Origin of the sequence: Halomonas sp. H10-59 (genome assembly GCF_040070555.1) — a bacterium.
Classification (GTDB): Bacteria; Pseudomonadota; Gammaproteobacteria; order Pseudomonadales; family Halomonadaceae; genus Halomonas; species Halomonas litopenaei.
In genome coordinates this window covers 2,048,732-2,061,839 of record NZ_CP098828.1, presented here as the reverse complement: position 1 = coordinate 2,061,839, position 13,108 = coordinate 2,048,732, and the positions used below count along the sequence as shown (strand labels likewise).

At 61.8% G+C, this 13,108-nt stretch carries 2 protein-coding genes; both read right to left on the bottom strand.

Translation table 11 applies throughout. The features are described 5' to 3' along the window. Window positions 1–12: 12 nt before the first annotated feature. Entirely contained in the window at window positions 13–10,641 is a 10,629-nt protein-coding gene (locus NFG57_RS09000) for a tandem-95 repeat protein (protein WP_348815989.1), read from the bottom strand. Further along, window positions 10,536–12,956, bottom strand: coding sequence for a retention module-containing protein (locus tag NFG57_RS08995; protein ID WP_348815988.1), 2,421 nt, complete (start codon window positions 12,954–12,956; stop codon window positions 10,536–10,538). Before NFG57_RS08995 ends, NFG57_RS09000 begins: the two co-directional genes overlap by 106 nt. Between the last annotated feature and the right edge of the window lie 152 nt (window positions 12,957–13,108).

Sequence of the window (13,108 nt, the reverse complement as noted above, 5' to 3'; positions counted from 1 at the left end):
GATGACCCAGGCCTACTCCACGTCGAGCTGCCCGTAATTACGCAGCATCGTCAGGAACGCCTCCGACGACTGACCGTCCATGCTGACACCGCTCAGGGTGATCTTCTGATCGGCGTTGCTGTGCTGATCATCGAGCCCGCCATCGCTCTTGATGTAGAGCACGGTGCCACCGTCTTCCTCCTGGGCGAAGACAAAACTATCCAGCGCCGACTGGTCAGGGTCAGTGCTCGAGGAGTCAAAGTCGTTGAGCAGATGCTTTAGGGACAGCTTGTCGGCATTCGGATCCATGCTCTGTGTCTGGTCCTTGACGTGGAAATCGCTGACCACGTCGAGGGCAGGGTCGGTGGCACTGCCGGCGTCTCCCAGATTCCATTTGAAGGTGTCGGCCCCCAGTCCACCCAGCAGGAAGTCGTCACCGGCGCCGCCGATCAAGATGTCATCGTTGGCGCTGGCAAACAATTGATCGTCGCCCTGCCCGCCTTCCAGAAGGTCCTTGCCGCCATCGGCACGGGTCTTATCGATCAACTTGTCGTAGTTGGCCTTGATGAAGTCGAGCGTCTCTTCCTGGGTCGGCTCCGCACCGTTCTGGCCAGTCAGATGGTCGACCAGACCGTCATAGCCACTACCGGCCTCACCACCGACGCCTGCAGGTTCGATCTGGTCACCGAACAGAATGTCGTCCCCAGCGCCCCCAATCAGATGGTCGTTACCCACCTCCTGCGGCACATCGGAAGACGAGCCACCATCGAGCGCGGTCTCGAACTCCTCGGCGGAATTGACGATAAAATCTTCACCGGCTGGCACCAGTTCGTCGTCGGTGTAGCGATAGAGACTGCGTGAAACGCCTCCCACCGCTAATACGAAGTCGGACGAACCGGTACCGTTATCCACATCGAAAGCGAGCCGGTACGTCCCCCCTTTAAGACTATTCGCCATGATCTGGGTAGTGGTGGTGGTACCTACCGCATTCTCGAAATTGTTTGACACGACTTCCCAGGTGCCATCATCGTTCAGCTTTTCCACTCGCCAGACAAAGTGGTCTCGAACAATTCCGTTGGAACTTCCTCCGTCACTTGTCTGGTAAGTAAAGGCAAGACTGTAGAAGTCGTTGGCGTTAACCGGCTCAGACATTGTGATGCTGTCGCTGACCACCGTGGTAGCTCCATCATTGGTGCCGCTGTCAGCGATACGTAGATACGTCCTGCTGCCATTTCTCACGACGCTGACCGACCCGCTGCCACCTGTCTGGTGCCAGTTCTCCAGTTGTCCCAGGCTGCCCGTGTCACCGGCATCGAAAGTTGCTGGATAATCGACCGATTGCGTCTCACCTGACGCATAGGGCAACGGCACCATTGTCAAGCCACCGTCAGCGGTATTATCAACCACCTTGAGTATCTCGCGATTGACATCGTTGCCGATACCAATGGCTTCTACTTGACTAATCTGGGCAAGTGTCTCGTACGCCTTGACAGCCTGCGAGACGTCCAGCGCAGTGGAATCGTTGGGCGAAGCGGTCACACCAGTGCCCGCAGTGGTGTTATGAAGTGTCGGGCTACCGTCACTCAGGAAGTAAGCCACATTGTTGTAGCCATTGGAGCTGGTTTCCGTCATCCAGTCGCTGGCGACGTTAAAGGCCTCTTGGTAGTTGGTGCCATCTTTCGCCACTAAAGAATCCAGAAAGTCCTTGGCATCCTGGACATTGTCCTGTGACAAGTTCAAGAACGGCTCCGACTTCGCGCCTTGGGCAAAACCGACAAGTTGTACATTAATGATGCCCTCAAATGTCGCGAGCTCATCAAGCTTGGCCTTGAGCGCCTCTACCGCCACCTCAAGCCGCGTCTTGCCGGTATCGCCAAGCTTAAACGCCATGCTGCCCGACGTATCCAGAATAAAGGACAAATTATAGTTCTGCGCCGGCTCCACCACGGTGTACTTGCCGCCGGTGTCGCCGATCAGGACGTCATTGCCACCCCCTCCCTGAACGCTGTTGTCGCTGTTGGTTCCAACCACCAGGGCATCATCGTCGGTGGCGGTAACGGTGATGGTCAGGCTGGTATCACTGGCATCGCCGTCCCCATCGGTCAGCGTATAGGTAAAGCGCTCATCGACGGTCTGCCCCTTGTCGAGCGCCGCGACCTCGGCATTGTCACTATCCAGCGCGTAGCTATAGCCGCCCTGGGCGTCGAGGGTCAGGGTGCCGTACTGCCCCTGAATCACCAGCTTGCCGTCGGCATTCAACGAAGACACCGTAGTAGAACCCTGGCTGACAGCGGTGACGCTGGCCCCGTCAGCACCGGGGGCATCGGCCTGATCACCGCTGGACGCCCCCGCACCACCGATTACGTTGCCGGAGACCGGCGCCATGTTCTCGATGATGGCGTTGGTGTCGCTCGCGGCCACCGGGGTATCGTCATCGATGACCACTGACAGGGCACCATCGGCCTGGCTGCCATCGGCGTCGACGATGGTATAGGTGGCATCGAACAGCAGATCGTTTTCGTCGTTGCCGGCCGCATGAGCCAGCGCCTGGTGCAGCGTCACCCGATAGGCTCCACTGCTCTGATCGGTCAAGGCGATGGTGACCACGTCTTCGCTGCCGCCACTGCCATCGCTCGCCGTGCCGGTCAGGGTGTGGCCATCGCTGCTCAACTGGAAGCTTACCGCTCGACCATCAGCCGTCTTCAGATCGCCCGGCAGGCTCGCGACGTTCCAGGAAAAGGCCCCGCTCGCCGCAGCGCCATCGTTGCCAAAGCTGTAGCCCAGTGTTCCGGTCGTGACCGTGTCCTCACCCGCCACATCGCCGCTGCCGCCAGCGTTGCCACCGGCCATGCCATCCTCGTCGAGGGTGGCCGTCGGGTTCAGGCTGCTCGGATCGCCATCGCTTTCCGGCGTGGACGGGATGGATGCCTCCCTGTTTTCCAGCGTCAGCGTGCCGCTGGCGGCATCCCCGTCGTTGTCGGTCGCACTCAGGGCAATGTCGATGCTGCCGGCCTCAGGCAACGAGTTGTACTGGCCACCCGTCAGGTAAAAGCTGTTGGCGTCAGTGTCACCATAGAGATTGACCGCCTCGAAGGGCGCACTACCACTGGTATTCAGGTGCACGAAGTCACCCGAAGAGATACCGCTGACCTTTATTCTGCCATCGGCCAGCTCCTGGATCCTGACAGAAGCAGGCTGGCTCCCTGGAGGACCCACCCGGACATCGTCAGCCGTCAACCGGAGAACATCGCCGGACTGTCGGTAAGGAGACCCCGAACCGCCGTCATCATCGGCATAGGCGATCGCCTCCAGAATGACAGTGGAATACTGCTGTCCCGCCTCTCCCGGATTGGCACCAAAGCTGAAGGCGTAGACCGCCTGATGGTCTCCCCAGGACAGGCCTTCACCACTTTTAAGACTGGCGGAATCGACGAAATCAAAGCGAATGATTTCATTGTTGCCCGTGCTCTGGGGAGACTGGGCGTTGCTGCGAACGTACAACCGGTTGGCATAGCCAGGATTCTCAGCCTCAACAGAAACATGCCGATTCAGGCTTGTATCGAAGCCGGTGATCAATACATCAGCCTCATCATCATCCGCAGTCCTGTAGACACGATGTGAGCCACCCAGGGCTCTCGTCTCGTTCGTCTTGAAGTCTGAACGAGTCCATCCTGTATTGATGCGCTCGAAACTGGTGACGTCATACTGTGACCCATCGCCGGACAGGCCCACCTCAAAGGCCACTGTGTCACCACCGACCGCTTGCAGGGTCGAGCCGTCGGCACTCAACTTCCAGAACAGCGCCCGGGTCATCAGGAAAAGCGCGTTACCATCCTGATCAAAGACTCGCTGGCCATCCAGCGAGGCGTCGAAGCCGATATCACGCAGACCGTCTGCGCCGGCCTCTTCGAAGTTGATATGGCCGCTGGAGCCCGTCACCAGGAGCCCGGTGTCTGCCACAAAATCAGACGGCGTATCATCGATGATGGCGACATCCAGTTCGCCAGACGCCGTATTGCCCCGGACATCAACCACCTCAACAGCGAAGGTATCCGCGAATTCCGTATCCGTGGCCCCGCTCTGACTGTCGTTGTCGACCTTACGCTCCAGCAGATACTCGTAGCTGAGCGTACCTCCGCTCGCATCACCGCTATATCCCGTCAAGGTCAGAGTGCCGTACGGGGTATCCAGGGCGACGGGATCGCCGGACAAGGCTTGCAGGTCGGCAAGCGTCAGGCTTCGACCTCCGATGCTCAGCGTCTCGAGTCCATCCGGCGTATCGACATCGAAGCTGCCGGCGCGTGTCAGTTCGCTGCTATTGCGCTGACTACCATCGGCCAGGTTGGCCTCGCTGACGACCAGTTCGGAAGCGAAAGGGTCGAGTCCGGCCAACTGAACCCTGCCCGGCAGCGTAAGCTCCAGACTCCCCTCGGCGGTGTCACCATCCCCGTCGGTTCCCTGCAGCGCCATGGACAAGGCGTCGTCTGCATCGAAGGTCCCGTTCAGCCAGGTGTACTCGAAATCCCCCAGGGTAAAACCGACTCGCGTATTGGTATTCGTGGCGAGGATTTCGATCGCCTCGAAAGCACTTTCGGTCTCGAGAACGAGCCGAGCGCCATCGGGAACCCCAGACACCGAAAGGGTTCCATCAGAATTCTCCACGATCGTCACAGACGCGGTAATATCGTTTCCTGCGCCATCAAGAAAACGGAGCTCATCAACATCCAGGGCAAGCGCATCGCCGCTGACCTCGTGCGGATGACCGCTGGTGTTGTTACCGTCAGGGGCCAATGCAATGGCGGTTACCTTGAACGATGCGGGTGTTGTCCGCCCATCCAGGTTGGCGAGGTCGACCACCTGTTCAAAACGAGTAACGCCCCGGTGTTGCTCCCAATTGGGCTCATCATTGGAAAAGCTCAGGTTATCGACGAAGTCGAAACGCGCCACTTCGTTGTACGTGATTCTGTCGTCACCGCCTGGTGCCAACTGGGTGCCGCCATCCGTTCTCAACCAGGACTCGCCCGGAAAATTGAAAGACCAGGCAGATACCACCACGTCAGGGCCGCCATCGCTGCCGTCAAACGCCACATAGCGATGGCCCTCGGTACCGGCTCTGACGCCTTCATAAAAGACTTCTGTTCTGCCATCACTGATAACCTGGCCTGAGTCCGCCAGCGTCATGATGGCATCATCAAGCACATTCACCTCGTAGCTGGAGCCATCCGCCGCCAGAGCTATTTCGAAGGCCACGTCGCCACCGGCAGTCGTCGCCTCAAGCGTCTTTCCTCCATCGTTCAGCCGGTAGGTGAGACGTTCGCCATTTGAGGTCACCAGGGTCGCGCCGTTCAGGCTCAGCACAGCGCTGCCATCCAACGCCGAGGAAAACTGCACGGCGCCGACACCGTCGGCTCCCGCTGCATCTGCGAAGTTGATATCGCCAACGTTGCCTGAAGACAACACGCCATCGACGGTATCGAAGGCCACCGGCGTATCGTCATCGATCACTACCGTCAACTTGCCAATCGCCTTGCTACCATCGCCATCGGTGATGGTATAGCCGACGTCAAATGACACATCATTCTCGTCTTCGCGCTCGGCGTGCTCGAGCGCCTGATGCAGCGTCACCTGGTAATCGCCGGCGGCCTCATCTGTCAGCTTTATGGTGATAACTGACTCGGCGCCGCTGGCGCCGGCTACGCTGCCGGCCACGGTATGTCCACCGTCGACAAGTGAGAACGCGACCTTGCGCCCTTCTGCTGTATAGAGCTCGGGCAGATCCGTCAGATTCCATTGGAAAGCCTTGGTGCTGGCCGCACCATCGTCGCCAAAGCGGTAACCCATATCTCCAGTGGCGACAGTGAACTGTCCGTCCACATCGCCAGTACCGCCCTTGTTGCCACCAGACAAACCATCCTCATCGACGATCGCCACGGGGCTCTGGGTGGTCGGATCGGTGTCGGTCGACGGTGTGGTTGGCGTGGCGTCGGGCTCCACCGTCACGGTCAGGGTCGAGGACGCGGTGTCACCGTCGCCGTCGGTGAGGGTGTAGTCGATCACCGCCTTGCCTTCGAAGCCCGCCGCCGGGGTAAAGGTGACGTTACCGTCGCTGGTGAAGGTTACGCGACCGACGCTATCGCCGCCCTGCACCCTGGCCGCGGTCAGGATCGCGCCATCGGCGCCCGGGGTGTCGCTGGTGCCGTCATCATTCTTCAGCACGTTGTAGGTTTTCGACGTACCTTTATCGATGCTGGTGGTGTCGGCCACCGCACTCGGGCCATCGTCACCGATGGCGATGCTCAGGGTGCCATCAGCGGAGGTATCGCCATCGCTGTCCACCACCCGCACACCGAAGGTCTCGGGCACGCTGTCATCCAGACCCGTTTTGCCCTTGTCGTCCTGACTCGCGCTGCTTGTCAGGGTATACGACCAGCTGCCGTCGGTGTTCACCGTCAGGGTGCCGTAATCACCGGCGACCGTGGTGCCATCGCCATTGATCTCGACCCAGTCGCCGTCGCTGTCCTTCACCTCGTAGCGCGCCAGGGCATCGTTGCCGGTGCTGCTCTTGAACTGGCCGCTGGTGGTCTCGCTGTTGCTGGCGGCGTTACTGCCCGGGGACTGATCTGCACCGCCATTAAGCCCCGCTTCCTGCACGCTATAGGCGCCATCGGCGGTCGTCGGATCATCGTCCGGGCCGCTCGGGTCGATGGTCGGTGTGGAGTCGGCCGCTACGGTCACGGTCAGGGTCGAGGACGCGGTATCACCGTCGCCGTCGGTGAGGGTGTAGTCGATCACCGCCTTTCCTTCGAAGCCCGCCGCCGGAGTAAAGGTGACGCTGCCATCGCTGGTGAAGGTTACGCGACCGACGCTATCGCCGCCCTGCACCCTGGCCTCGGTCAGGATCGCGCCATCGGCACCCTGGGTGTCGCTGGTGCCGTCATCATTATTCAGCACGTTGTAGCTGACCGCCGTGTCCTCGGCGGTGCTGGTGGTGTCGGCCACCGCACTCGGGCCATCGTCACCGATGGCGATGCTCAGGGTGCCATCAGCGGAGGTATCGCCATCGCTGTCCACTACCCGCACACCGAAGGTCTCGGGCACGCTGTCATCCAGACCCGTTTTGTCCTTGTCGTCCTGACTCGCGCTGCTTGTCAGGGTGTACGACCAGTTGCCGTCGGTGTTCACCGTCAGACTACCGTAATCACCGGTGACCGTGGTGCCATCGGCGGTGATCTCGACCCAGTCGCCATCGCTGTTCTGGACCTCGTAGCGCGCAAGGTCATCGTTGCCGGTGCTGCTCTTGAACTGGCCGCTGGTGGTCTCGCTGTTGCTGGTGGCGTTACTGCCCGGGGACTGATCTGCACCGCCATCCAGCCCTGCTTCCTGCACGCTATAGGCGCCATCGGCGGTCGTCGGATCGCCGTCCGGGCCGCTCGGGTCGATGGTCGGAGTGGAGTCCGCCGCCACCGTCACGGTCAGGGTCGATAACGCGGTATCACCGTCGCCGTCGGTGAGGGTGTAGTCGATCACCGCCTGGCCTTCGAAGCCCGCCGCCGGGGTGAAGGTGACGTTGCCATCGCTGGTGAAGCTCACGCTGCCCTGGCTCGGATTGCGCAGAGCGGCGGTGGTCAGGGTGGCACCATCGGCACCCTGGGTGTCGCTGGTGTCATCACTGTTGTTGAGCACGTTGTAGCTGACCGCCGTGTCCTCGGCGGTGCTGGTGGTGTCAGCCACCGCACTCGGGCCATCGTCACCGATGGCGATGCTCAGGGTGCCATCAGCGGAGGTATCGCCATCGCTGTCCACCACCCGCACACCGAAGGTCTCGGGCACGCTGTCATCCAGACCCGTTCTGTCCTTGTCGTCCTGACTCGCGCTGCTTGTCAGGGTGTACGACCAGTTGCCGTCGGTGTTCACCGTCAGGGTGCCGTAATCACCGGCGACCGTGGTGCCATCGGCATTGATCTCGACCCAGTTGCCGTCGCTGTCCTTTACCTCATAGCGCGCCAGGTCATCGTTGCCGGTGCTGCTCTTGAACTGGCCGCTGATGGTCTCGCTGTTGCTGGCGGCGTTACTGCCGGCAGGCTGATTCGTTCCGCCGTCCAGCCCCGCTTCCTGCACGCTATAGGCGCCATCGGCGGTCGTCGGATCACCGTCCGGGCCGCTCGGGTCGATGGTCGGTGTGGAGTCGGCCGCCACCGTCACGGTCAGGGTCGAGGACGCGGTATCACCGTCGCCATCGGTGAGGGTGTAGTCGATCACCGCCTTACCTTCGAAGCCCGCCGCCGGGGTAAAGGTGACGCTGCCATCGCTGGTAAAGCTCACGCTGCCCTGGCTCGGATTGCGCAGAGCGGCGGTGGTCAGGGTGGCACCATCGGCACCCTGAGTGTCGCTGGTGTCATCACTGTTGTTGAGCACGTTGTAGCTGACCGCCGTGTCCTCGGCGGTGCTGGTAGTGTCGGCCACCGCACTCGGGCCATCGTCACCGATGGCGATAGTGAGATCGGCCGGGTCGGAGGTATCGCCATCGCTGTCCACCACCCGCACGCCGAAGGTCTCCGGCACGCTGTCATCCAGACCCGTTTTGTCCTTATCGTCCTGACTCGCGCTGCTTGTCAGGGTGTACGACCAGTTGCCGTCGGTGTTCACCGTCAGGGTGCCGTAGTCACCGGTGACCGTGGTGCCATTCGCATTGACCGGGACCCAGTCGCCGTCCTTGTCCTTCACCTCGTAGCGCGCCAGGTCATCGTTGCCGGTGCTGCTCTTGAACTGGCCGCTGGTGGTCTCGCTGTTGCTGGCGGCGTTACTGCCCGGGGACTGATCTGCACCGCCATCCAGCCCCGCTTCCTGCACGCTATAAGCGCCATCGGCGGTCGTCGGATCGCCGTCCGGGGCGCTCGGGTCGATGGTCGGTGTGGAGTCGGCCGCCACCGTCACGGTCAGGGTCGAGGACGCGGTATCACCGTCGCCATCGGTGAGGGTGTAGTCGATGACCGCCTTGCCTTCGAAGCCCGCCGCCGGGGTAAAGGTGACGCTGCCATCGCTGGTAAAGCTCACGCTGCCCTGGCTCGGATTGCGCAGAGCGGCGGTGGTCAGGGTGGCACCATCGGCACCCTGAGTGTCGCTGGTGTCATCACTGTTGTTGAGCACGTTGTAGCTGACCGCCGTGTCCTCGGCGGTGCTGGTAGTGTCGGCCACCGCACTCGGGCCATCGTCACCGATGTCGATAGTGAGATTGGCCGGGTCGGAGGTATCGCCATCGCTGTCCACCACCCGCACGCCGAAGGTCTCGGCCAGGCTATCGTCCAGACCCGTTTTGTCCTTGTCGTCCTGACTCGCGCTGCTTGTCAGGGTGTACGACCAGTTGCCGTCGGTGTTCACCGTCAGGCTGCCGTAGTCACCGGTGACCGTGGTGCCATCGGTATTGATCGGGACCCAGTCGCCGTCGCTGTTCTTCACCTCGTAGCGCACCAGGTCATCGTTGCCGGTGCTGCTCTTGAACTGGCCGTCGGTGGTCTCGCTGTTGCTGGCGGCGTTACTGCCCGGGGACTGACCTGCACCGCCATCCAGTCCTGCTTCCTGCACGCTGTAGGCGCCATCGGCGGTCGTCGGATCGCCGTCCGGGCCGCTCGGGTCGATGGTCGGTGTGGAGTCGGCCGCCACCGTCACGGTCAGCGTCGAGGACGCGGTATCACCGTCGACATCGGTGAGGGTGTAGTCGATCACCGCCTGGCCTTCGAAGCCCGCCGCCGGGGTAAAGGTGACGTTGCCGTCGCTGGTAAAGCTCACGCTGCCCTGGCTCGGATTGCGCAGAGCGGCGGTGGTCAGGGGGGCGCCGTCGGCACCCTGGGTGTCACTGGTGCCGTCGTCATTCTTCAGCACGTTGTAGCTGACCGCCGTGTCCTCGGCGGTGCTGGTGGTGTCAGCCACCGCACTCGGGCCATCGTCACCGATGGCGATAGTGAGATTGGCCGGGTCGGAGGTATCGCCATCGCTGTCCACCACCCGCACGCCGAAGGTCTCGGCCAGGCTATCGTCCAGACCCGTTTTGTCCTTGTCGTCCTGACTCGCGCTGCTTGTCAGGGTGTACGACCAGCTGCCGTCGGTGTTCACCGTCAGGGTGCCGTAGTCACCGGCGACCGTGGTGCCATCGGCGGTGATCGGGACCCAATCCCCGTCGCTGTCCTTTACCTCGTAGCGCACCAGGTCATCGTTGCCGGTGCTGCTCTTGAACTGGCCGTCGGTGGTCTCGCTGTTGCTGGCGGCGTTACTGCCCGGGGACTGACCTGCACCGCCATCCAGTCCTGCTTCCTGCACGCTGTAGGCGCCATCGGCGGTCGTCGGATCGCCGTCCGGGCCGCTCGGGTCGATGGTCGGTGTGGAGTCGGCCGCCACCGTCACGGTCAGGGTCGAGGACGCGGTATCACCGTCGCCATCGGTGAGGGTGTAGTCGATGACCGCCTTGCCTTCGAAGCCCGCCGCCGGGGTAAAGGTGATCTCGCCATTGGACGCGAAGCTCACCGAACCCACACTGGCCCCGCCCTGCACGCTGGCCGCGGTCAGGGTCGCGCCATCGGCGCCCTGGGTATCGCTGGTGTCATCACTGTTGCTGAGCACGTTGTAGCTGACCGCCGTGTCCTCAGCGGTGCTGGTGGTGTCGGCCACCGCACTCGGGCCATCGTCACCGATGTCGATAGTGAGATTGGCCGGGTCGGAGGTATCGCCATCAGGGAGGCACCATCGAAGGTCTCCTGGGTGTCGCTGGTCCCGTCGTCCTGACTCGCGCTGCTTGTCAGGGTGTACGACCAGCTGCCGTCGGTGTTCACCGTCAGGGTGCCGTAGTCACCGGTGACCGTGGTGCCATCGGCGTTGATCGGGACCCAGTCGCCGTCCTTGTCCTTCACCTCGTAGCGCACCAGGTCATCGTTGCCGGTGCTGCTCTTGAACTGGCCGTCGGTGGTCTCGCTGTTGCTGGCGGCGTTACTGCCCGGGGACTGACCTGCACCGCCATCCAGTCCTGCTTCCTGCACGCTGTAGGCGCCATCGGCGGTCGTCGGATCGCCGTCCGGGCCGCTCGGGTCGATGGTCGGTGTGGAGTCGGCCGCCACCGTCACGGTCAGCGTCGAGGACGCGGTATCACCGTCGCCGTCGGTGAGGGTGTAGTCGATGACCGCCTTGCCTTCGAAGCCCGCCGCCGGGGTGAAGGTGACATTGCCATCGCTGGTAAAGCTCACGCTGCCCTGGCTCGGATTGCGCAGAGTGGCGGTGGTCAGGGAGGCACCATCGGCACCCTGGGTGTCGCTGGTGCCGTCGTCATTATTCAGCACGTTGTAGCTGACCGGGGTGTCTTCGCCGGTGCTGGTGGTGTCGGCCACGGCCTCGGGCTTGGTATCGAGGATGTTGATGTCCAGACTGTCGGAACGGCTTTCACCGGCAGTGTCGGTGACCACTACCTCAAAGCGATCGACAACACTGTCATCGCCGGCCCTGTGATCCGCGCCTTGCGAGTTCTCGGTATAGCGATAATCAACGGCACCATTGGCAAAGCCGATGATCTCAAGCTTGCCCTGGTCGGTTTCTATTACCACCGGATTGTCGGCGGTAGCCTTTGTAATATCCGACCCGGCGATGGTCGCAGTGCCGATTCCTGCGCTGGCTGTCAGCAGCATCTCGCCTGAGACCGTCTCGCCACTGCCCTCCACTACGCTGTTGTCGCCGGCCGTGACGTCACCATCGCTGTCCTGGATCACCACATTGGGATCACCATCCGTGCTGCCGTCGATCAGCACGGTCAAGGTCGCAGTACTGATATCGCCATCGGCGTCCTTGACGGTGTAGCTGAAGGTCTCCATCAGATGCTCGCCATCTTCAAGGGCCTGCACCGCCGCATTCACCGTATTGACGGAGTAGCTCCAGGTGCCGTCACCGTGATCGGTGAAGGTGCCATATCTTGCTGAAGTGTCGTCGAAACCTACGAAACTCAGTCCATCGGACCTGGCGAGGTCGTTATCCAGCAGGTCACCGGAAATCGGCGCACTGCTATCTTCGCCGACCCGGGCAGCGTCATCTTCAGCCAACGGCACGGTATCGAGGATATTGATGTCGAGGCTGTCGCTGGCTTGCGCCCCCCGGTTGTCGGTCACCACCACCTCGAAGCGGTCAAATACGCTGGCGTCTCCGGCAGAGTGGTCGGCTGGCTGGCCGTCTTCGGTATAGACGTAGTCGATCGTCCCGGTATCAGGATCGAAGCCCGTGATCGCAAGGGTACCGTGCTGTCCATCGATCAGGACCGGCGATGCGGCCGAAGCGCCCGATACATCGACGCCCGAGACAGCAACACGCGCCACACCGGCAGGAGCCGTCACTGTCACGCTGCCGGTGACAGATTGGCCACTTCCTTCAACGACGCTGTTGTCTCCGGCCGCAACGGAGCCCTCTCCCTCTTCGACCGGCGGTAGATCGGGCTCACCTTCCGCCAGGAAAACTTCTTCGTCGTCGGCGACGGGAGTTCCACCGCTCTCTACCGGCTCCAGCGACTCCACTGCCCCCACCCCACCAAAGGAGTAGCTCTGGGGATCAACAGACTCGGAGATGCGCAACAGGCGCACGAAATCGAAGCCCTCTTCCGCGCCACCGCCACTTTCCCCCAGGCCAGGCGCCTCTATCGCCTCGAGCAGATCGGGCACCTCCGACTCAAGCAGCCGCAACAGCTCCGTGACTTGCTGCTGGTCCAGAATCTCGACCGAAGAAGCGTCGCCCTGCCCCATCTCCTCGGGCAACGAAACCTGCTGCGCATCGACCAGAGTGACACCGGGCCTGCCGTCCGCAAACTGCAGCGTCACGAGGGTGCCGTCCGCCGTGATGACGATATCGCCGACCTCCAGACGATCCCCTTCTTCCAGAGCGATGACGTCGCCATTCGGCCGTTTGACCCAGGCGTTTCCTTGCAATGAGCTGACAATAGCGATGGTAACAGGCACGGGAACCTCGAGTTTTTCGTAACGGAGCGTAAGACAATGGCTAGTAAACTGGTACGAATAATACTACTTACGTTACACGTCGTTACACACTGTACCAATGGCCAATAGTCGCTACGATCAAGTAATGCACCTTCCGAGATACTGCTTTCCTC